General features: G+C 48.3%; 18 protein-coding genes. 10 read left to right on the top strand and 8 right to left on the bottom strand.

Annotation, left to right across the window (positions count from 1 at the left end):
- Nucleotides 1-205 precede the first annotated feature (205 nt).
- Nucleotides 206-2,623 (top strand): PBP1A family penicillin-binding protein, encoded by a 2,418-nt coding sequence (locus QNJ26_03175; GenBank protein ID MDJ0984522.1) that lies wholly within the window; start codon nt 206-208, stop codon nt 2,621-2,623.
- Nucleotides 2,624-2,974: 351 nt separating this feature from the next.
- Here QNJ26_03175 and QNJ26_03170 read toward each other — a convergent pair whose 3' ends face one another.
- From QNJ26_03170 to QNJ26_03160, 3 genes are all read right to left on the bottom strand, one after another.
- Complete coding sequence (locus tag QNJ26_03170) at nt 2,975-4,123, bottom strand: ABC transporter substrate-binding protein (protein MDJ0984521.1); 1,149 nt, start codon at nt 4,121-4,123, stop codon at nt 2,975-2,977.
- 118 nt (nt 4,124-4,241) lie between these two features.
- Nucleotides 4,242-4,880, bottom strand: coding sequence for a response regulator transcription factor (locus tag QNJ26_03165; protein MDJ0984520.1), 639 nt, complete (start codon nt 4,878-4,880; stop codon nt 4,242-4,244).
- A 203-nt stretch (nt 4,881-5,083) separates the two neighbouring features.
- The gene (locus QNJ26_03160; protein MDJ0984519.1) at nt 5,084-7,546 is read right to left on the bottom strand and encodes a PAS domain S-box protein; all 2,463 of its coding nucleotides are present in this window, start codon (nt 7,544-7,546) and stop codon (nt 5,084-5,086) included.
- Between the two features lie 747 nt (nt 7,547-8,293).
- Between QNJ26_03160 and QNJ26_03155 the strand changes: the two genes are divergently transcribed.
- The 9 genes from QNJ26_03155 (at nt 8,294) to QNJ26_03115 (ending at nt 17,573) form a co-directional block, all read left to right on the top strand.
- Nucleotides 8,294-9,481 carry an ABC transporter substrate-binding protein gene (locus QNJ26_03155; protein MDJ0984518.1) on the top strand — a complete coding sequence of 396 codons (1,188 nt, stop codon included), beginning with the start codon at nt 8,294-8,296 and terminating at the stop codon, nt 9,479-9,481.
- 213 nt (nt 9,482-9,694) lie between these two features.
- The gene (locus QNJ26_03150; GenBank protein ID MDJ0984517.1) at nt 9,695-10,660 is read left to right on the top strand and encodes a TAXI family TRAP transporter solute-binding subunit; all 966 of its coding nucleotides are present in this window, start codon (nt 9,695-9,697) and stop codon (nt 10,658-10,660) included.
- Between the two features lie 199 nt (nt 10,661-10,859).
- Complete coding sequence (locus QNJ26_03145; protein ID MDJ0984516.1) at nt 10,860-12,794, top strand: TRAP transporter fused permease subunit; 1,935 nt, start codon at nt 10,860-10,862, stop codon at nt 12,792-12,794.
- A gap of 32 nt (nt 12,795-12,826) precedes the next feature.
- Complete coding sequence (locus tag QNJ26_03140; protein ID MDJ0984515.1) at nt 12,827-13,351, top strand: universal stress protein; 525 nt, start codon at nt 12,827-12,829, stop codon at nt 13,349-13,351.
- Nucleotides 13,352-14,000: 649 nt separating this feature from the next.
- The gene (locus QNJ26_03135) at nt 14,001-14,576 is read left to right on the top strand and encodes a hypothetical protein (protein MDJ0984514.1); all 576 of its coding nucleotides are present in this window, start codon (nt 14,001-14,003) and stop codon (nt 14,574-14,576) included.
- Entirely contained in the window at nt 14,577-15,299 is a 723-nt protein-coding gene (locus tag QNJ26_03130; protein MDJ0984513.1) for a YfcE family phosphodiesterase, read from the top strand.
- A gap of 209 nt (nt 15,300-15,508) precedes the next feature.
- The gene (gene ppk2, locus QNJ26_03125; GenBank protein MDJ0984512.1) at nt 15,509-16,513 is read left to right on the top strand and encodes a polyphosphate kinase 2; all 1,005 of its coding nucleotides are present in this window, start codon (nt 15,509-15,511) and stop codon (nt 16,511-16,513) included.
- Nucleotides 16,514-16,681: 168 nt separating this feature from the next.
- On the top strand, nt 16,682-17,131 hold the full coding sequence (locus QNJ26_03120) for a CBS domain-containing protein (protein ID MDJ0984511.1): 450 nt from the start codon (nt 16,682-16,684) through the stop codon (nt 17,129-17,131).
- A gap of 67 nt (nt 17,132-17,198) precedes the next feature.
- Entirely contained in the window at nt 17,199-17,573 is a 375-nt protein-coding gene (locus QNJ26_03115) for a CBS domain-containing protein (protein ID MDJ0984510.1), read from the top strand.
- Between the two features lie 89 nt (nt 17,574-17,662).
- Here the strand turns inward: QNJ26_03115 and QNJ26_03110 are convergent, their stop codons facing one another.
- The 5 genes from QNJ26_03110 to QNJ26_03090 all read right to left on the bottom strand — a co-directional run bounded on the left by QNJ26_03110 (nt 17,663) and on the right by QNJ26_03090 (nt 23,126).
- Nucleotides 17,663-19,465, bottom strand: a complete 1,803-nt coding sequence (locus QNJ26_03110; GenBank protein MDJ0984509.1) for a Na/Pi cotransporter family protein — start codon at nt 19,463-19,465, stop codon at nt 17,663-17,665.
- Between the two features lie 33 nt (nt 19,466-19,498).
- On the bottom strand, nt 19,499-19,978 hold the full coding sequence (locus tag QNJ26_03105; GenBank protein ID MDJ0984508.1) for a universal stress protein: 480 nt from the start codon (nt 19,976-19,978) through the stop codon (nt 19,499-19,501).
- 178 nt (nt 19,979-20,156) lie between these two features.
- The gene (locus QNJ26_03100) at nt 20,157-21,254 is read right to left on the bottom strand and encodes a radical SAM protein (protein MDJ0984507.1); all 1,098 of its coding nucleotides are present in this window, start codon (nt 21,252-21,254) and stop codon (nt 20,157-20,159) included.
- Nucleotides 21,255-21,458: 204 nt separating this feature from the next.
- Nucleotides 21,459-22,244: a ribonuclease III gene (rnc, locus tag QNJ26_03095; GenBank protein MDJ0984506.1), complete on the bottom strand. Its 786-nt coding sequence runs from the start codon at nt 22,242-22,244 to the stop codon at nt 21,459-21,461.
- A gap of 24 nt (nt 22,245-22,268) precedes the next feature.
- Nucleotides 22,269-23,126 carry a PHP domain-containing protein gene (locus QNJ26_03090; GenBank protein MDJ0984505.1) on the bottom strand — a complete coding sequence of 286 codons (858 nt, stop codon included), beginning with the start codon at nt 23,124-23,126 and terminating at the stop codon, nt 22,269-22,271.

The following is a 23,126-nucleotide window of genomic DNA, read 5'->3' as shown; positions in this document are numbered from 1 at the left end:
GTGGCAAAAACGGATATTAATTTAACCACAAAGGCACGAGGCGGCACAAAGAAAAACAGATACAAAACATCTTTCAGTCCTTTTGTGAACTTTGCGCCTTCGAGGTTAAAAATATTCTGACACGAAAAGCGCTCAATTTTCATGAAAAGACTTAAGCTTGATCAACCCGGCCGTGCAGGTACTTGCTTGTGGAGATAGCCGTATAATGGCAAAGCGAAAAACCGAATCTGACGTGTTAAAGCCCAAGAAGCGGCATTTTTTCAGGAAATTTCTGCTGTGGTCGTTTTTGCTTGGGTTTATCCTTGTTCTAATGGGCGCGGCGGCCAGTGTCGGCGTCTATTTTTACCTGAGCAAGAATTTACCGCAAATCAGCAGCTTGACACAATATCATCCGCCGATCATCACTACGGTTTACTCGGATGACGGCCGCAAGATTGCTGAATTCTTTGAAGAACGCCGCATAATAAAACCGCTTGAGGAAATGCCCTCGGCGTTGATTAACGCTTTTATTGCCGCTGAAGATTCCCGGTTTTACAAACACAAAGGGATCGATTTTTACAGCATCTTACGGGCCTTTTTTAAGAACCTTGAAGCCGGGACGATAGTTCAGGGCGGCAGCACCATCACCCAGCAGGTCACCAAATCTTTCTTGCTGACCCCCCAAAAAACTTACACACGCAAGATCAAAGAGGCCATCCTGGCGTATCGGATCGATAAGGCCTTTAACAAGAAAGAAATCTTATATCTGTATTTGAATCAGATCTATTTGGGTCACGGTGCATACGGGGTTGAGGCGGCAGCTGAAAATTATTTCGGCAAATCCATTTCAGAGCTCAATCTGGCTGAATGCGCCATCCTGGCAGGCTTGCCCCAGGCTCCCAGCAAATACTCGCCGTTTCGGCATCCGGAAAGAGCCAAGCAAAGGCAGATCTATGTTCTCAACCGTATGGTTGCCGAGGGATATATTCCCCAGAGCAAGGCCAGCGAGGCCATCAACACGGAGGTGGAGATTAAGCCGCGCCGAAATTTGTACATTGAGCAAATCCCATATTATACCGAGCAGGTCCGTCGCTACGTAGAGGAAAAATACGGCCGCGAGGTTTTGTACACGCAGGGTCTTAAAATTTATACCGCAGCTAACATCGAGATGCAAAACATCGCTCAGGATGAAATTGTAAAGGGCTTGCATGAACTCGATAAACGCCAGGGATTCCGGGGACCGCTAAAAAGGCTGGCGCCGGAAGAGATCGAGTCTTTTTCGGAAAAAATTCAGGCCGAGCTTGAGAAAGATCCCCTTGTTGTTGGCCGAACCACCAAAGGTGTGGTCATCAAGGTCGATAATAAGAACAAGACCGTCACGGTTCGAATTGGAAATTCTTTAGGAAAAATAGCGCTGGCCGATATGGAATGGGCCCGCAAGCCGGATATAGAGGTGGCCTATTACGAGGTGAAAGTCAAACGCCCTAGCGAGGCCCTGACAAGCGGTGATGTCATTTGGGTTAAGGTCAAAGAAAAAACTGAAGAATCGGATGTATGGCAACTGGCCTTGGAGCAGGAGCCTGAGGCTCAGGCGGCCTTGTTATGCCTAGAGGCTGAGACAGGATTCGTTAAAGCCATTGTCGGCGGACGTGATTTTCGCGATAGCCAATTTAATCGCGCCTTCCAATCCAGGCGACAACCGGGCTCAGCCTTTAAACCGCTGATCTATGCCGCGGCTCTAGATAAACATTACGAGGAAGAACCGGAGCGATTCTATACCCCTGCTTCGGTGATCATTGATTCTCCAATCGTATTTGAAGATGAGGAACGCGATTTTACCTGGAAACCTAAAAACTATAAAGAGCGCTTTTTTGGTCCCACATTAATGCGTGATGCTCTGGCTAAATCGCGCAATGTGGTCACCATCAAGATCTTACAGGATATCGGCATTGATTATGCCATCGAATATGCCAACAAACTGGGCATTCATTCGGATTTGAGCAAAGATCTTTCGATTGCCCTGGGGTCCTCAGGTGTATCGCTGCTCGAATTGACCAAGGCCTACTCGGTGTTTGCCAATCGGGGGTATTTGATCGAACCGGTATTTATTACCAAAATCGAAGATCGTGATGGCAACGTGCTCGAAGAAATGTCACCGGAGCGCATTAAAGTCATTGATGAAACCACTGCCTATCTGATGACGCATTTGCTCGAAGGAGTGGTCAAGCACGGTACCGGCTGGCGCGTTAAAGCGCTCAATCGACCCGTGGCAGGCAAGACGGGCACCACCAACAATTTGTTTGATGCCTGGTTTATGGGCTATACGGCGCGCTATATTACCGGCACCTGGGTTGGGTTTGATGATGAAGCCCCGCTGGGTAAATCCGAAACCGGTTCCCGAGCAGCCAGTCCGATCTGGTTGGGTTTTATGCAGCGCATTGTGGCTGACAAGACGCCCAAAATATTTGAGGTGCCCGAAGGCGTGGTCTTTACCCAAATTGATGCTGAAACCGGGCTGTTGCCGATCCCCGAATCCAAAGAGACGGTGTTTGTCTGTTTCAAGGAAGGCACCGAACCCACCGAATACTCCCTAAAGCCAGGAGAGATTGCCGATACCAGCGAGTTTTTCAAAAAAGATCTCTAATCTGGCCGCTGGCTGCTTTTCTCTAACCACTGGCCTCATGTTCCTGCCATTTGTTTACGTCTCTGCAGTAGCTTAACAAAATTAAAGCGGATCATGTCATTTTCTGATCGGCGAAATGAATTACAAGCTGCCAGAGGCATGGTGAAGCCTCACGCAAAGACGCCAAGGCGCAAAGACTTGTTTGTTTAAAGCATTAATTCTTTGTGTTCTCCGTGACCTTCGTGGTTATATAAACTTTTTGTATTCACCACGAATAACGCGAAGCCCACAATGGTCACAAAGAGACTTAAAGAAAACATTAAACCCTTTTCTTTGCGAGCTTTGCGGCTTTGCGTGCGAATAATTTCAAACTTACTGACGATCGGTGTGCATCGAGGCGGGAAAAACAGCCTTGTGGGTTGCGAACTTTTGAGGCCAAATGATCTCTTGACGACCGTTGATCCACTGAACAAGGTAGGCCGGCAGCTTGTTTTGCTGGCTTTTTTGATCGTAGGCTTCAAATTTAATCGGCCCCAGAAGGGTTGTCATGTTCGTGCGGGCCAGTGCATTGCGAACGGTTGCCGGTATCCATTGATCAGCGCGCTTGAGGGCGTCGGCAATCACCTTTATTCCGGCATAGGCTTCAGCCCCGTAGCGACCGGGCGGGGTACCATGCCGGTCCATAAATATCTGATGAAATGCGCCCGCGCCGTGGTGGGGTGCCAATGGTGTCCACAAAACGGTAGATACCATATGATCTGCAGCTGTTGCGGCCTGCTTGGCAAAATCTGATTGAACAAACCCCTGTCCCTCAACCACAAACAGTTTCGGATTCAGCTTGAGGGCTTTAGATTGACGCGCCAGCAAGGCGGCGTTTTGTACATCGTCGGTTATGGCGTAAATTAGGTCGGGATCTTTGGCTTTAACCCGGTCAAGGTTCTGAGATAAGTTGCCGGCACTGGCTTCAAACCGTTCCCTGACCACCATCTTAAGGCCCAACGTTTCAGATTTTATGTAAAATCGCCTGGCCGCCGCTGAACTTCGCAGCGTCTGTGCGTGCACGATGGCAACTGATTTGATATCTTGCGCCACCGAAGACAAAAATGATGTCAGAACCGGCAGGTGTTCACTGATAGGTTGATTGATTCTGAAAACAAATTCCCACCCCTGCTCGGTAATTTTGTCTGCTGCGGCGCTGGTCACCACAAACGGGATCTTGTTTTGCTGAGCGATGGCACTTGCAGCCCAGGTTGCCGAACTTGAAACACCGCCGCTGATGACCAGAACCCTGTCCTGCCGGATGAGTTTTATGATGGCAGCCCGCCCTCCATCCGGCGTGCCCTTGGTGTCTGCCAGAACAAGTTCAATCTTTCGCTCCTTAATACCGCCGCCACGGTTGATTTCAGCGGCGGCCATTTGCACCGCGGTTTTTTGAATTTGGCCGATGGCGGCGTTGGGACCGCTAAGCGGCAAAAACACCCCTATCTTAATCGGGTCAGCAGCAAAGGCCCTGGAAAGCATGATCCCACTAAGCAAGGCTATACAACTGATTGTTATTGCTGCCTTTCTCACCACACTTATTTCCCTCTCATTGACATCTTAAGATTGTACGGTTACAGCGTTAAAAACCGGGCTTGAATCAGGGCTCAATTAATTGATTCTGCATGGCAAAGCGAGATAACTCCGCATTGTTGCGTAATCCGAGCTTTTTGAGCAGACGTGCGCGATAAGTGTCTACCGTTTTGATGCTGATATGATAGGCGCGAGCAATTTCACGGTTGGTCTGTCCCATGGCCAGGCGGCGCAGCACCTGCAATTCTCGCATGGACAAGGAATCCAGCGGGGATTTGCCATCCGACCCTTTTGCCACCCGCAGCGCCAGAGATTCAGCCGCCTCATCAGTGATGTAGCGTTGTCCTTCATGGATTTTGCAAATAGCTTTTACCAGCTGCTCCGGTGCGGATTGTTTGGTGAGGTAACCCATGGCCCCGGCCTGAATGGCACGAACCACATATTGTCCCTCCTCATGCATGGTCAGCACCAAAATCGGCAGTTTTGGGTGGCGGATTTGTAGCTGGCTGATAACTTCCAAACCATCCAGTCCGGGCATGGAGATATCGATGACCGCTACATCCGGATCTGTTTCTTCGACCAGTTGAATAGCTTCACGGCCATCGTCGGCTTCAGCGACCACCTCCATATCACCACTTTCTTCGACGATGCGGCGCAGTCCGGCACGCACAATGCTATGGTCGTCTGCCAGCAGTACTCTTATCAATTCCCGTCTCCCAGAAACGTGTCAAAAGTCTTAATCTTGATGGTTTCAGGTTACCAGTGTTCAGGTTTCAGGTGTCAGGTGTCAGAATTACGACTGGATGACGCGTGGAATATCAATTTCCGCATTCTATCATTTTTTTGCTGACACCTGACACCCGACACCTGAAACCATAATAAAAGGTTGCGCCTTGTAGACCAAATGCCTTAGCCACCCGGCTGTCCATCAATCGATACTTTAAAGGACACCCGGGTCCCTTTTTGCGGCTGCGATTGGACGTCCAGAGAACCTCCCACCAATGTGGCGCGTTCGCGCATACCTGCAACCCCCAGCCCTTCCGATTCAGACAGATGCAGTGCATCAAAACCCTGTCCGTCATCGGCCACCGCCAGGGTCAAAAAACCATTCTGGGTTTTAAGAGCCACCTCGACGTGACTGGCTGCTGCATGCCGGGCAACATTGGTCAATGCTTCCTGAGCAATCCGATAGGCAGCAGTTGAAATTGTCTCGTCCAAAAGGGGTATATCATTGTGTTCGAATACACACGCAATTTCGGTGCGTTTTTCAAAATCAGCCGTATACCACTCCAGCGCATCCACCAGCCCCAGGTCGTCGAGAACACCGGGTCGAAGGCGAAACGCCATGCCGCGCACATCCTCGATGTTCTTATCGATCAGCCTGCACATTGTCAAGGCACGCACAGCAGCTTCAGGGTCAGCTTTTTTCAAGCGCTCATGCATCCAGACCGAATCCATGCGCAGCGCGGTCAATACCTGCCCCAGTTCATCATGCAGTTCCCGCGCTATGGCGGAGCGCTCCTTTTCCTGATTGGCCATAATGCTGCCGGAAAGCCGGCGCAATTGCGTCTGGGCCTTTTTGACGGCGGTGATATCGTTCAAGATCCCGCATAAACCACTAATAGCACCGGATTCATCGTAAATGGGAAACTTAACTGCCAGATAGGTATGCCATCCGTCAGATTGCTGGATATGTTCTTCGAGCTGCAAAGACCGTCCTTCCTCTAAAACTTGCGCATCGCTGGCGCGGAATTGGTCGGCGAGTTTTTGCGGCAATATATCATAATCGGTTTTGCCCCGGATTTCGGTGTTACGGACCTCGAACAATTCTTCATAGCGGGTATTGACCAGGGTGTAGCGCCCGGCTTTGTCTTTGATGTAAACAACCGCCGGCGTATAGGTTAAAATATTCGTTATTTCCTCAGTCTGCTTGCGCACCAGACGCTCTAGATCCCTGGAGTACAGACTGAGTTCTTCTTTGGCCTGTTTTAAAGCCTCCTCGGCGCGATTTCGCTGGGTGACATCAATTGACACAGCTAAAGATCGTGCGAAGTTGCCGTTGGCATCGCGATCGGCAATGGCCGAAAGCAGAACGTCAATTTTTTCACCATTTTTTTTGAGAAACTGGTACGAGATATCCTGACAGAACCCGGTTTTGAAAAATTCAGGAATTACTCTGGTTTCAGCGTATTCACGGGAATCCGGTGTAAAAAACTCAGTTAACTTGCGGCCGATGACCTCATCGCGATCGTAGCCCATAACCTCCGACCAGTATGCACTGACACTGACCAAGCGGCCTTCAGGATCGATGGAGTGCAGCATGGCCGGTGTGTGATGATACAATGATCTAAAGCGCTCCTCGCTGCTGCGCAGCGCTCTCTCTGCTGATCTGCGCTGTCGGATTTCATGGCTGGCCTGACGGTATAAAAAGAAAACCGCTATACCGATCAGTACGCACAACGCCAGCACAATGGGGCCGGTGGTTTTAATCAGGGGCTCAATGACGGCCTGCGTGATGGCATCCAGCCTGCTCAGATGCACCACATTCCACCCCGGATAGTTTGATCCCAATTCCACCACCTGGATCTGGTAGGTGTTGCCATCACGGTCCAGGATATGATCATCTCTGGATTCCAGACCGGTCCACCTCCAGGGGCCGGTGCCGAATTGCAGGGATTTTTCAATCTGCGGGATATTATTCTCATTGTATTTCCACAACAGATGATAAAGCCATTCCTTGCGGTTGGAAATAAAAATAACCCCATTGGGATCATTGACCATCACAATTTCGTCCAATTCAGTTCCCAATTGGCTTTCAATTAACTCGATCGAAGCTTTGATCACTACAATACCGACAGGGGTATACCCGTTTTCCGCATACACCGGATGGCTGTAATAGGCACCACGCTTGCCGGATGTGGTGCCCAGGGCCAAATAGGTGCCGAGGTAACCTGAAATGGCATCTTTAAAATAGGGTCTAAAAGCAAAGTTTTGGCCCACAAAACTATCGGGCGCATCGCGATTGGTCGAAGCAATGGTGCTACCGGTGGGATCCATTAGGTAACACTCATCGGCAGCCAGCGTTTTTTTGAAATGGTCCAGGGTGATATTGGCCGCAGCCAGGTTTTCGGCATTTGACTCGGCCAGAGCAACCCGGAGCGTCTGCATGCCGGCCAGGGTCTTTACGGGTTTGACGTTTTCAGCAAGGAAGATGCTCAGATTTTTTTTAATGGTTCGCAGGCGCTGATCTGCTTGTCGCTCAGCTTCTTTCAGGGCAGCTTCTTTTAACGAAAAATAATACAGATACCCGCCGGTGGAAGCCGATAAAAAAGCCAGCAAAGACAAAACGATTAAAATGATACGAAGCTTCATGATTCATATTTCCGGACCCAAAAGCCGATTGCCCATTTTCGGCAAATCCCTGATAGGTCCCATCGGCAATATTAACACTTATTTACTTACACCAACCGCTTGTTCATATCAAATGGTTTAAAAAAAGTCTGCCGGAAGATCAAGTCTTATGTGTCTGAATTGCCTGATAAAATTGATTGAGACCCGTCTTCCGTCAATTGTAATTGGCCGATTGTGTTTTAACATTTGTATATAATCCATTTTTTGTTTAAACAGAAAGCTCAAGCGAGACAAATTTAACCACTAAGGAAACGAAAGGTAAAAGTAAATTTATGTGAGTTCCCTTTGTGTATCCCACGCCCGCCATCGCGAGACGCTCAGGCGAGGCGGGCGGGTTCGTGCGCTTCGTGGTGAGAAAATACCAGACGTATCCAGCTGAAGTTTCCCAGATAACCGCAAACTATTTTTATGTAAGAAATTTTCTGACAAAAGAATCAGAAATCATCTAATTGACAGTTTTTCCTCTTATTTTGTACCTATGAACACCGTATTATTGCAAATAGCCCTTTGTGTGCTGAATAGCATCGATACCCACCTCGCTCATTTTGTTGAATGACTGCGGCTAGGATCACTTTTATTCAATGGCTATTTTGCTGAAAGATAGCGTTGACTGCTGCTAAAGGAACTGGCCGTCCTGACAGGGTCAACCGTAATGATGCTTTCCACTGATCTGTTATTTGCCTTTTCGGCCGTGATGGGAGGTGGATCATGAAACTGACATTCAAAGTTTCATCTTATCTTGTCATCTTTTCCACGATTGTCACAGTTTTAGCCGCGCCGGTAACCGGTTCTGCGTCTGAACCCATAATTATCGGCGTCCCACATTCAGAAGCCTATTCCTATGCCGGTATGATGAAAAATTCGTTTGAAATGGCCCTGGAAATGATTAACAAGCAGGGCGGAATCAAGGGCCGCCCCCTCAAACTGGTGTATGCCAACGACCAGGGCAAACCCAAACCCGGAGAAGCCGCCATTATCGACCTGGTCGAAAAAAACAAAGCCATTATGCTCGTGGGCGCCTATCAAAGCAGCAACACCATATTCATGGCCAGAATGGCCGATAAGTTGAACCGTCCCCTGCTGGTGTGCACCGCTGCCGATGACCGCATTACACAAAGAAAATGGAAAAACGTCTATCGTCTGAACCCCCCTGCCCAGGGTTACACAACCGGGCTTGAGGATTTTTTTCTGAATAAAATCAAGCCCAAATCCATTGCCATCGTGTATGAAAACAGTCCTTACGGTACCAGTGGCGCCATGCGGATGATGTGGTTTTGCCGGGGCAATGACATCGAGCTGCGCGCCATCGAGCCCTACCACAAGGAAAGACTCAAGCCGGATTATTTTAAACGGATCGTGGTGCGCCTCAAAGAGAATCCGCCTGATGTGATCTACATGGTTTCCTACCTCAAGGATGGGGCCCTGCTGGTTAAAAATATCCGCGAGGCCAAAATCAGTTCTTTGCTATCCGGCGGAGCCGGCGGTTTCACAAGCCAAAAATTCATCAACACTGCCGGTGCCAGCGCTGATGGTTTGTTGACCGCAACCCTCTGGACACCCCAGTTGCGGTATCCGGGGACAAAACAATATTTCGATCAATATACGAATCGATACGGTGCTCCGCCCGATTATCATGGTGCTGAAGCTTATTCGGCTTTACTGGTGGCTGCTGAAGCCCTGAAACGAGCCGATTCTTACAGTCCCGAAGGCATCCGCGCGGCCTTGGATGAAACCGACATGGTGACACCTTTCGGGCCGGTGAAGTTCACCTCATATGAAAACTTTGAAAGGCAAAATAGTTTGCCGACTCAAGTTTTGCAAATCATTGACGGCAAATTCGAGTGTGTCTGGCCGCAAGAACTGGCGACGGCCAATTTTGTCACACCGTCTAAGTGAGCGTCAATATTTCAGTCAGCCGGTATGGTGACATGTCGCAATTGATCGGCATAAGGCATACCGGGGGAAAAGTTGAAAGGAGGTGGTCTGCAAGGAAAAGCGTGTTGATATCAATGATGATAACGACAGAAATGGCATTTCATACAATGATGATTCAGCGTTGTATGAAACCAGAATGTTAATTAACCAAACATTATTAGGAGAAAGATAACCATGAAAAGCAAACTTTTTACCATTCTGATTGCAGCTTGTGTATTAACTCTTGCCTTTTCCGGAAGTGCGTTTGCCAAAGAAAGAATCATCTTCGGCGGCGGACCGGCCGGCGGAACCTTTCAGGTGGTTGCCAATGGCATCCAGGTCTATGATCCGGTTAAAGCCAGCGGAAATTTTTCCGTCAAGGCCCAAACATCTGCAGGCTCGGTTGAAAATTTGAGAAAGACCAATGCTGGCAGACAGCAGATGAGTACGGTCTATTCCGGTCATGTCTGGCTGGGCCGCAACGGCCAGATGAAAAATGATCCCAAAAAATATGAAGATGTGCTGGTTGTTGCCTGGCTGTACGGCGCACCGGCCCAGCTGGTGGTTCGCCAGGGCTCGGGTATCAAAAGCGTCAAAGACCTGGTCGGCAAGAAAGTCGGTGTCGGCAATGCCGGCTCCGGTGCCTTTGCCAATTGCGAGCTGTTCTTCTCCCATATGGGTGTTTGGGACAAGATCGAGCGCAACGCCATGGGTTATAACGATGCTGCGGCGGCCTTCGGCAACAAGCAGTTGGATGCCTTCTGGCTGTTTACCGCCTTTCCGAGCGGTGCGGTCATCATGGCCGCTCAGACCAATGATATCGCTCTGGTCAACCTGGATGCGGATGCCGCAGCTTCCGGATTCTATAAAAAGTATCCGTATTTCGGCAAACTGGCGGTTCCGGCCGGCACTTACAAGGGTGTAGATTATGATGCCGGCTCTTTCCAGGACAGCGCCCTGTGGGTTGCCAATTCCAAGGTTTCCCCGGAAGTTGTTTACGAGTTGCTTTCCATTGTTTACTCGGATGAAGGCCTCAAGCACATGTACGGTCAGAAAAAGACCTTCAAAAACATGAGCGTAGAAACCGGGGCCACCAACATTGTTACCCCGTTTCATCCGGGGGCCGAGAAATTCTGGAAAGAAAAAGGCATGCTGAAATAAAACCGCAGAGCGATTTTATTTTAGGCTAAAGCGGTTTTACCGCTTGATCTAAGACGTGAGATATGGGTATAGCTCAAGTATCAGTTGATGCTGGCTATCCCATATCTCACAACCCATCACGGGAACAGCATCAATATCTTCCTTTTTTGAATTTCATGGCCGATCCTAAAAGCTATACGCAATAGAGGGGGGTAAAAAAGTGTACGACAAATTGAATAGATTCGAGAAAATTGTATTTGATGTGTTGGCCGTCTCGCTGGTCCTTTTTTACTCCTATTCGGCTGTTGTGCAACCTGCCTCCACCCAGTACCATCGCGGCATATACGTGATCATCACCTACATTCTAGTATTTTTGCTGTATAAATCCAAACACAAATGGCTGCGCGTCGTTGACTACCTGCTGATTTTTCTTTCCATCTTCAGCATTGGCTACTGGATCCTCAACTTTGAAGCCATCAACTACCGCACCGGTGCCGAGACGCCTTTTGATATGTTCGTCGCCATGATCGGAGTTCTGATCGGCATCGAGCTTGCCCGTCGGGTGGTGGGCTTTGTTTTTGTAATTATCGGAATTCTGATGCTGCTTTATGCGGTCTATGGCCACCTGGCGCCCGATCTGTTTGCCCACGCGGGCGACACCTTTCCGGCGGTGTGTACCAGTATTTTTTACAAAAGCGACGGCGTATTCGGGATCATGGCCAATGTTCTGGCCACTTACGTGATCTTATTTGTCCTATTCGGCGCCTTTCTGGAAAGGTCCGGCGCCCAGCGTTTTTTCATCGATTATCCGCTGGCGGCGGTGGGTCACCGCGTCGGCGGGCCCGCCAAAGTTTCGGTCATCGCCAGCGGTTTGTTCGGTTCCATATCCGGCAGCGCCATCGCCAACACGGTTTCCACCGGTGCCTTTACCATCCCCATGATGAAAAAGGCCGGATTCAGGCCCCATGTGGCCGGCGGCATCGAACCGGCGGCCTCCATTTCCGGCATGTTTATGCCCCCCATCATGGGTGCCGGCGGCTTTATCATGGCCGAGCTGACCGGGGTGCCCTATTCTAAAATCATGCTGGTAGCCATATTCCCGGCGTTTATGTATGTCTTCAGCGTGTTTGTCATGGTGCACTATGAAGCCAAGATGCACAATATCAGGGGCGAAAAAAGCGAACACAGCGCCTCTGAAATTCTAAAAACACAATGGCCGTATACATTGCCCTTAATCGTTATTACGATTTTTATGCTGACCGGTTATTCGCCGGCCTACTCCGCCATCCTGGGATTGGCCACCTGTGTTGCGGTCAGCTTCAAAACCAAAGAAACGCGAATCGACCTAACGGTATTTTGGATAGCCGCCTTTTTGCTCCTGGGCGGGACGATTTTACCCTGGATACTCACGCCCATAATGGGTGAGTCCGGTACAGCTTTTATGGAAAAAGTCTTTTCGGCAAAGCTTTTAGTGCTCTATGGCTTGATTTTTTCCGCCATTATGCTCGTTTACCGCAAATCCAGAGGAGCGGATGTCAAAACCGAACTGATGAGCTTTGTGGAAGCCTCTCGGGCCGGTGCTGAAAACAGCCTCAAGATCGGTGCCACCGTGGGGGTCATCGGTATTATTATCGGGGTGCTCACTTACAGCGGGCTGGTGCTGACCTTTGCCGATATTGTGATCGAGCTGGCCGGCGGCTCCCTGGTGTTAACGATTTTGTTTGTTGCCCTGGCTTCCCTGGTGCTGGGGATGGGGGTCCCGGTGACCGCCGCTTATCTGATTACAGCGGTGGTGGCTGTACCGGCCCTGATCCATCTGGGGGTCAATGAAATCGCGGCCCATATGATCGTTTACTGGCTGTCGCAGGACTCCAACATCACACCACCGGTGTGTATCGCCGCCTTTGCCGGCGCTACAATTGCCAAGGCCAATATGTGGAAAACGGCTTTTACCTCCTTTAAATTTGCCAAATTTCTGTATCTGGGACCCTTTTTATTCGGATATGTGCCGGGCTTTTCCTTAAACGGCAGCGCCTGGGATATCATCAAAGCATTTGTGCTGATTTTGTTTGGCACATATGCGTATTCCTGGATTTTGAGCGGCATCTGGTTTAAGTCCTTAAAAGGCATGTTTACAAAAGCGCCGGCCAGCTAAAATGTACTCTTTAATATATTTAGAGGCAAAAAATGGACCTTCCTAAAGTTGATGTCAAAAAGATATTATATGCCACCGATCTTTCCGAAAATGCCCGCTATGCCTTTGCCTACGCGGTCAGCCTGGCCGACCTTTACAAGGCCTCTGTCACCATGATTCATGTGCTGCCCGAAGTGCCGGCGCTTTTGGACCAGAGTGTTATCGGTTATATCAGCGAGGATCGCTGGAAGGAAATTAAATCCCAGCAGGTGGATGAGGCCAAAGAGGCCCTGATCGGCAAAAGGCGAGATCATCTGGCCATCAAAGAAGCCCTGCATCAATTCAGTGAGGATGTAAAGCAGCAGCAGGCGGGTGATGGGTTTACCACCGATGATATTATTGTCCAGCGGGGTAATCCGGTCGAGGAGATTATCAAAAGCGCCGAAGAGATTAAATGCGATCTGATTGTCATGGGAACCCACGGGCAGAGTACGCTGGAAGATGTCATGCTGGGCAGCACCGCACGGCGGGTGATTAGACGGTCGAAGGTGCCGGTGTTAGTCGTTCGCCTCCCCTAAAACCGGCTTTTAGGGCATCATCTCTTGCCCGATGGCTGCGTTACAAGCCGGTTCGAAATGCTCACGTACGATCGTGTACGCTCCACTTTCGAACCGGCTCAAGCCTTGCCCTCGAACAAGATCTAACGCCCTAAAAGCCGGTTTTGGTTATTTCAATCCTCGCGCCGAGCCCTGAACCAAAACCCGAGCATTTAGAAACGCGTTTAGGTTTATTTTAGTTGAGCCTTGTTGAACACCTTAGTGTTTATAAAAATCAAGACGTGAAATCCCGCCGGCTGGAGGGGCCCTCGAACAAGATCTAACGCCCTAAAGGCCGGTTTTACTTTAATCCTTGTGCGTGTTGAACACCTTAATTCATAAAATCAAGATGTGAAATCCCGCATTTATGCGATGCCCTGAACCAAAATCTAAATGTTTTGAAAAGCGTTTAGTTTTTTTTAACAAAATCGATTTGTTATTTCAGCTTGACAACTTTTTGTCCATATCGCTATATAAATTTAGAGGACACTGCCCGGCGATCTATTCTGCTCCTATTTCAGCCTCTTAACCATCTTATCAATGATCTGTTAAACCGGATACTGACCCGCAACGCGGTTTAATTTTGCATGCCAATCGACCTTGAATATGATCGTAAATTAAGGAAAACATGATGAAAAAAGAGGATCTTACCCAGGTGAAACATGTCGGGCCGCTACGGATGAAGAAGCTCAACGATGCCGGTATCCTGACCATTAAACAGCTTTCTAAGATACCGCTCGAGAAGCTGACGCGGATCAATAGCATTGGTGATCAGTATGCAAAACAGATCAAGGCTGCAGCGGCGAAATTCTATGAGAAAAAATCGGTTAGATCAGATCCAAAGACCACTTCTGCCAAAAAAAAGAAAACGGCTGCCGTTGATCCGATTTTTAAAAACAGAATGACGGTGCTCAAAAAACGCTTAAAGCAAGCCAATGAAAAATTAAAGCCCCTGGACAAAAAGAAGTATCTGGAACTTTATATCGAGTATAAGAAAAAAGCCAAAAAGCTCAAAGTTCATTTGAATAGATTAAATACCAACGCGGGCACGCTATCCAAAAAGAAGACCAAAAATATCATAAAAAAAGCCAATGCGTTGAGCGCTACCCTGAAAATTGCGGGCAAAAAGCCCAAAAAGAAAAATTATTTAAAAGTATTAGAGGAAATTCAGTCATTTTCCAGAATAGTCAAGAGAGCGCTCGAATAAATGACAAAAATACTCTTACTGGGAGATATTCACGCAAATTATCCGGCCTTAGACGCAATTATCAGGTATGTCCAGCCGGAGCGCTTCGATTGGATCATTAATACCGGTGACTTTACGGTGTACAGCACTTTCCCCAACGAAACGATCCAATGGTTTCGCGAGCGCAAAGACGCCATCTGTATACGGGGTAATACGGATCGAAAAGTCTTAAGAATATTGAAGGGCAAAAAACTTAAGAAGCCTGGAAAAAATGAAAAGCGAGTGATGTATTTTTGGACGTCTGAAAATCTGGATCCCGAAAATATCACCTTTCTTAAGACATTACGCAAGCAGACGGATATAAAGGTTGGCGGCTTCAGCATCGGGATATTCCACGGGACCCTGGAAGACCCGGATGAAGAACTGTTTCCCACAGCCCCTGAAAGCCGTTTCCAGCAATTGGCCAGGGACTCCGTTTACCAGATTCAGATTATGGGCCATTCACATGTGCCTTATTATAAAGTCGTTAATGGGGTGCATTTTATCAATCCCGGCAGTGTGGGACGGCCCTTTGACGGTGATCCCCGAACCTCTTTTGCGATCCTAAAAATTGCTTCCGGGAAGATAGGCGTGGAACATTTTCGAATTCCCTATGCCGTCAAAGATGTTGTCAGTGGTCTCAAAAAGCAAAAATTGCCGAATATCTATGCTAAGATGTTCAGGCAAGGAAAAAAGTTAAATTGATACCAGCAACTATCAGCGTGGCGTTACGTTCTAGTGGCCAAAAGCGCAAACATTAACCTGGGTCACGTCATTCCTATCGACACCGAAATGAAAACTATGGTAGAATAGCAGAAAAAATGCAGCCCTGCATTGGCTTGATCAAGGGTTTATTAAAAGCGATTTGTTAGCTTGCGGATATTCTTTTGACCCATAAACTGGAGGGTGACAACATGGCCAAAGCAAACAAAAAGAAATCCAAACATAAAAATTCTAAAGCCAAAAAATCGAAGCCGGTTGCGGTAAAGGGTAAGGCGGTGCCTAAAGCGAATAAGAAAATAAAGGCCAACAATGGGAAGAAAATAAAAAAGTTTAAGAAGAAATTGTCCGAACACACCGCCTTTAAAAATAAGGATAAACCGGACAAGCCAAGCCGTCGAGCTGTGTGGGTTAAAAAATTTACCCTTGCATATGAAGAGGAACTCCATAGGCTGCAGATCGAGCTGTTGAAGATGCAAAAGCATGTCAAGAACGAGGGTATGCGCATCATCGCCTTATTTGAAGGGCGGGATGCCGCAGGCAAGGGCGGTACCATTAAACGCATCACCGAACATCTGAATCCACGGGGCACGCGGGTCGTAGCCCTTTTGGCCCCTAGCGACAAAGAGCGCACCCAGTGGTATTTTCAACGCTATATTCAACACTTCCCCGGGGCCGGTGAAATCGTCCTTTTCGACCGCAGTTGGTACAACCGTGCCATGGTTGAACCAGTGATGGGATTCTGCAGTGATGAGCAAAATAAACGCTTTTTAAAAGATGTACCTTTTCTCGAAGAGATGATTGTCAAAGACGGTATTAAATTGTTCAAGTTTTTCTTTTCGGTTTCCAAAGATGAACAGCTGCGCCGTTTTGATTCACGCGAAACCGATCCATTGAAGCACTTTAAAATTTCTCCGGTGGACCGAATGGCGCAAGACCTTTGGGATGATTATACCGTCAGGAAATTCCAGATGCTTAATGAAACCAACCGAACCCTGGCGCCTTGGACGATCATTCGCTCCGACAATAAAAAAATGGCGCGGCTCAATTGCATCAAGCATATTCTGTCCCAAATCAATTATGAAGATCGAATCCCTAAAAAAGAACTTAAAACCGATCCCAACGTTTTGATAACCGGTATTGAGGAAATCAGATTGCTCGAAAAAAACTTATTGAAACCCACAGAACTGCCCGGATAATACGGGGTATTCCTATCGGCCTGGCAGCATAGATCGTACGCAACATTCTCTGTCGTTTTCTTGAAAGAAACCTATTTTAATTTCTTCACTGTGTATCGGGTCCGGGCGAGTCACCTAAATCAGGAATACATCCAGAAGCTATCTAATTAATAGAGAGGAGGAAAGGCCATGCCATTAGATCAGCCAATCAAAGAGCGAATGATTCCGATACAAAATTACGCAACCATAACCCCTGACGCCACCCTGCGCAAGGCGGCCCAATCGTTAAGAAAATCGTTTTTTGAATTGGATGGCGGAATGCGCACCGTAGCGGGCCCCCGAGCCGTTCTGGTGACGGATGAAAATGAAAAATTGATGGGAATCCTGGACTTCAAAAGTTTTCTTAAAAATTATTTTCCGCAAATCGGCGGACTGGGAAAGAAAATAATGGTCAAGGATATTATGCTCAAGGTCAAGGGGGCCATTGATGTGTCCGCTACCGTTGAAGAGGGGCTCACAACGATTGTTCAAAAAAAGATAAGCGTGCTGCCGGTTTATGATGGAGATAAAGCGGTAGGCATTGTTCGGGATACAGATATTTTTCTCGCGATTACAGATAGTTTAGAAAAAGAAAATTGATTTGCCGCTACCTGGCCTTTGGCCGTTAGCATCCAAACCTTTATACGAAATCTGGGATTCTATAATTATGCGGGTTAAAAAGCTATTGGATAAAAAAGGGCACGAGGTGTATACTATTTCGCCAGATGCCACCGTTTACGATGCATTGCAGCTTATGGCCGAAAAAGAGATCGGTGCGCTTGTGGTTGTTAAAGATAAGAAGGTGGTGGGCATTTTATCCGAGCGGGATTATGCCCGTAAAATTATTCTCAAGGGCAAATCGTCAAAGAAAACACAGGTTCGGGAGATAATGACCACCAAGGTCATTCATACCAGTCCTGATAAGAAAGTCGGAAAATGCCTGTCCTTGATGACCAAACATCACTTCCGTCATCTCCCGGTGCTTGAGAAGGAGCAGCTGGTCGGCATCCTCTCCATTGAGGATGTAAAGGTGGTCACCTGATCAAGATTTGCCAGGAACCGTATGCCTCCACTATTGAATAAGCCCCGCTGATGAGCAAACAATCGACTGGGTTTAACGGGATGCTATTTTTAGGCCGCTTTTGCAAGCACCCCCTCGCCGACGCCTGATGCCACGACCGTATTGGCCATTCGCTTGGCGTGATAATAAATGCGTTTGAGTTTTTCGATAATCTCGATTTCCAAACTGTAGGCCTCAAATTTACCTGAGTCTTCGCAAACCAGTCGCTGGGCCTGGTGCAATTCTGCTTCTAATGTCAGCCGCTTGATATCCTCATTCATCGACAGCACCCGCGTGGCATAATCTTTATCTTCTTCAACCACTGCTCTCACAGATGCTTTGAGCGCATCCGAGATGACGACATGAAGGGTGTTGATGACTTTCTGAGTCGCTTCGCTTATTGTTATCCCCTTTTCAATCCGCTGCTCACCCAGGTTCACCATATTGACCTCGATGACATCGCCAATATGCTCCAGGTCGTTGATGGCCCCCATGAGCAATAGCATTTTTTGCGTCTGGTATTCATTCAACTGCAGCTTGCTGACACTTGCCAGATAGTTGACGATATGCTTGTAGAGAATATCGACCTCTTCATCCATATCCCTTACGGCCAACAGCGCTTCCTTGTTTCCGGTGACGACGGCCGGCATCATAGCCGCATTCATCAAGTCAACCCGTTTGCCCATGCGCTTGATTTCATGTCGTGCCGCATCCAGTGCCAGACTGGGCGTATGAAACAGCATGTCATTTAAATATTTGGGTTGTATTTCTTTAATTTCCGGCAGGGGCTTATCCGGAACCAACCGGTAAACCAAGCGGGCAATTTGGGAAACGAACGGAAGAAATAGCAGTGCGCAGGTTATGTTGAAACAGGTGTGAGCATTGGCGACCTGCCGCGGTAGGACCGAAGCAGCAGCCTTTAGCCCTGTGAGGCCTTCTGCCGGTGAAGGAGAGATAGTGACCACAAACCTTGCGAAGGGTTCGATAAAAGGCAGAAAAATTAGAACACCGAGGATATTAAACAATACGTGAACGACCGATACGCGCAGCGCTTCACGGGGTTTGCCGATCGAGGCTAAAAGCGCCGTCACACACGTTCCGATGTTGGCGCCAAAGGACAAAGCGATGCCGGCCGGCAGGGTGATTAGCCCCTGCATCGCCAGCACAATGATCACTCCTGTGGTGGCGGAACTGGATTGAACTAAAGCGGTAAAAAGGGCGGCGACTAAAATGCCCCATACCGGATTGGACATCTGGGTCATCAAGTCCAGAAAGGGCTGGTAGGTTCTTAAGGGACGCATGGCGTCGCTCATGACCCCCATGCCGAAAAAGATCATTCCCAGCCCCATGATCATATAGCCGTATTGCTGGACTTTTTCTTTTTTAGATGAAAAAAGCATCCCAAAACCGATGGCCATCAGCAGCAAGGCGTACTTGGTGACTTTAAAGGCCACAATCTGAGCCGTGATGGTCGTACCAATGTTTGAGCCCATGATCACGCCGATGGTTTGAGAAAGCGACATCAAATGCGCCGTCACAAAACCAACCAGCATAACGGTGGTCACGGAACTGGATTGAATCACAGCCGTTACGATGGCACCGGTGATCATGCCCATAATACGGTTGTTTGACAGCATTCCCAGGATATCTTTCATTTTTTCGCCGGCTACATTTTTTAATGCGTCGCTCATTCGCTCCATCCCATAGAGAAAAAGGGATAATCCTCCGAGCAGCCCGATTCCCAGGAAAAACCAACTAATTTCAGTGTCTGGTGAGGTCTCTGCTGCACTGGCAGCAACTGGTGAGAACAATAAAAGCGCGCTTGCGCTCAAAAACAGGAGCACAACCGCATGACCCGAACGCGTCACTTTCATTTGTCATCTCCTTGAACTAGGGAAAATAATCGTTTACTTCTGGATCGAACCCTTTACGACCAATACCGGGATGGGTGACAGTTGTACAACCCGTTCGGCCTTTGACCCGATCAGCAAATGGGATAACCCGGTTCGTCCATGACTGCCGATGATAATCATGCGGGCCTTTTTCTTTTCTGCAATTTCCAGGATCCGCGTCACCGGTGTGCCAACCACTAATAGTGGTTCGGCTTTTTTAATCGATTTCTGATCCGGATGATCTTTTTGCATTTTTGCCAAAAATTCTTTCATCATTTCTTCGGCAACTTCTTCCATGGATTGGAGGAATTTTTTCTTTTTGCCTTTTTGAGCGTAAAATCCCGGCGCTTCTGCCGGATCATGGATAACATGGAGCACCAGAAGCCGAGCATCAATTTTCTCTGCCAATTGACTTGCAAAAAGGAGTGCTTCTGCAGAGAAGAGGGTAAAATCGACTGCAACCAGCAGGGTGCTTTTATCCAATTTGGCGGCCATTTTCATTCCTCCTGATAGAAAGTGTTGTCATGTTGGCACTTGCGTCTAAGAGCCTCGATCTGATGCCCTTAATATTTACTTAAAACACTACATCTTATCAACAAAGACAAAAAAGGGCAATCCAGCTTTATGGCCGGATTGCCCTTTCTTTTTTTTAAGTGGACATTCTTTGCTAAATTTAAGGCCGGGCGCTTATTTTCAATTGATGCTTTCTCAAGGAATCATCCGTGACGATATCTACTGTTTGGAGATCAAATTTTTGGCAGAGTTGTTTAATATTGCCATTTTTTAAGCCTCTCATTTTGGAAACACTGTGTGGATGAACATGCAGGCAAAGCACCTCTCCCGATAGATTCTCCGATTTTATGGCTGCGATGGCCATATCCAAAAAGATCTCTGAATAAACCAAATGCCCAAACGCTGGATGATACGGACCGGCTAAAATGGTCGCTGCGTTTTGCAGATCCTCTGATGCTTGAAGCCCCATCCGAATTACGCTAATTTTCTGACGTTTAAACAGCAGGTACAGAACTTTTACCTGGCTCACCGCTTCTGCGAGGCTCAAGGGAACGTAATCCCCTTTTTGGTACCAGGCCGCCAGCGGGCTGCCGGACAGAACCACCGTAGGGTAGATGCGGACAAAATCCGGTTTTAGCCGGGCAACCGCTCGGGCAGAGGCGCCCAACCGCTGGGCGCTATCGCCCGGCAGACCCACCATCAATTGCACACCCACTTCATATTCATTGTTTTTGAGAAGCTGTGCCGCGTTGATGCTATCTTCGGCAGTGTGGCCCCGGTTGCTGCATTTCAGCACGCTGTTGTTCATGGATTGAACGCCCAGTTCAATTGTGGATACGGGAAATTTTTTAATCAAGTCCAACTGTTGACCGTTGACGGTGTCCGGGCGGGTTGAAAATCGGATACTGCTTACGTGGCCGGCTGTTACGTATTCAGTTGCATCCGCCAGCAAACGCTGCAGCGTCTGCGTTTGAATTCCGAGAAAATTTCCACCAAAAAAGGCAATCTGAATGTTCTGGGGTTGTTGACGCCTATAGCCTAAAAAGTTCTTGATCTGGCGGTGGACATCCTTGCTTGCCGGCATTGCATGGGTGCCGGTAATCGAAGACTGGTTGCAATATGCGCATTGGTGGGGGCAGCCGGCATGTGGCAGAAACACCGGCACGATGAACGGACGACTTTCGGCGTCTGGCCGCTGGCCGCTGGCATCAGGATTCTGATGCCTGGCTTCTGGCTTCTGGCTTCTTGCGACTGACACTTGGCTTTTTTTCGCTAATTGCTGATTGCTGGACATTTTCGATATTTTTAAAGATGCCTTTAGAGGAAGAGACATTTTCACCCGGACCGAAGTGCCACCGCTAACTATTGAGCGCTATCCGTAAAGAGGCCAGCAGCGCGAGACGAACAGCCAGCAGCCATAAGAAGAACCGGTAACGTATTGAATGGCTTAAGCGACATGGAACTACGACGACTCGTTTAGCTGCTCCAACGCTTTATGAGCCGCATCCTGCTCGGCGGTTTTTTTATTTTTGCCGGTGCCCTGCGCTTCGATGCCAAAAACTTTCACAGACACCCAGAAGGTTTTATCGTGATCCGGACCCTTTTCTTCGATAACCTTATAGCTTGGAATGGCACCATGTCTTTCCTGAACCCATTCTTGCAAGCGACTTTTGTAGTCCTGGCTGTCGTTGGCCGAATGAACCTGATCGAGAATGGGCACAAAGTTTTTTTCGATAATCTTGAAGGTGACCTCATAGCCGCTGTCCAGATAAAGAGCAGCAATTAGCGCTTCATAGGCTCCGGCCAGGATAGAATTCTTTTCCATACCCTTGGTTTGAATCTCTCCTTTGCCCAGTTGGAGATGCGACCCCAGGTTAATGGTGCGTGCCATGCTGGCCAGCTGGGTTTCATTGACCAAATTGGCGCGGGTTCTGGAAAGGTCTCCTTCCTTCAAATGCGGATAGCGCTCCATCAATATATGGCCGACAATCAGGTTTAAGACCGCGTCGCCGAGAAACTCAAGACGTTCGTTGTCCCGCAGGGTTGGCTCTGATTGCTCATTAACATAGGAGCTGTGTCTCAAAGCCTCTGCGAGCAAGTCTTTTGATTGAAATTGATAGCCAAGATTTTGTTCGATTTCGTTTGAATTTACAATATCCATATGCGGTCCTGTGGCCAAATGATATTCAATATCCATTTGACAGGTGACAGCCAGCAAACGCTTTCCACTGACCGGTGCGGGCTTCATTTTGTGATCGATTTTATCCAGCGTTTAAGCGAGAGCGCTATTTAAAGCGTCATAAATTTTGAGCGGAATAAAAAGAGTACCATAGCCGGAGCCCATTTGAGTATCCGGTGTTAACGAACCGTGAAAATCTGTTCCCCCGGTCATTAACAGGCCAAATCGTTTTGATAACTGTGCAAACTGTTCTGTTTGTTCGGTGGTGTGTTGTGGATAATAAACCTCAATTGCGCCCATTCCGATACCCATTAAATTTTGAATGAGCTTTTCCATCTGACAATTGTCGGTGATATTCAGAAGTCCCGGATGGGCCAATGCAGCAATACCCCCGGCACCACGGATCATTTCGATCGCATCTTGGCAGCCGATGCGCTCTTTGTCGACATAGGCGGGTTTTGCGGTTCCCAAATATTTATCAAAGGCCTCTCCAATGGAAGCCACAACCCCTTTTTGCACCAGCATCTGGGCAATATGGGGTCTGCCGATTTGGCCATCGCCCGCGATTTGCTGAACCTCCTCCAATGAGACTGACATCTCCAGTTCATTCAGGCGCTTGATAATTTTAGGATTACGGCCTTTTCTGGCTTTCTGGATTTTTTTGAGCGCTTGATTCAATTCCGGATCGTCAAGGTGAAAACCATAACCCAAAAGATGAAAACTGCCGGAGCCCGGTAGAAACGGGGGGTGGGCGGCACTGATTTCAACACCGGATAAAAAATGTAAAGAGGGGGGTATCCCGCTCCGCAGGGCCTCCTTGGATCCATCAATTGAGTCGTGATCCGTTATAGCAATTGCAGCGAGATTGAGATTTTGGGCGTGGTCGAGGATTGCAGCTGGTGTCAAGGAGCCATCTGAGGCAGTTGAGTGTATATGAAGGTCTATGCCCAC

It is taken from the genome of Desulfobacterales bacterium, assembly GCA_030066985.1.
Taxonomy (GTDB): Bacteria; Desulfobacterota; Desulfobacteria; order Desulfobacterales; family JAHEIW01; genus JAHEIW01.
The sequence above is the reverse complement of the archived record's forward strand: the minus strand, read 5'-3'. Positions and strand labels throughout refer to the sequence as shown.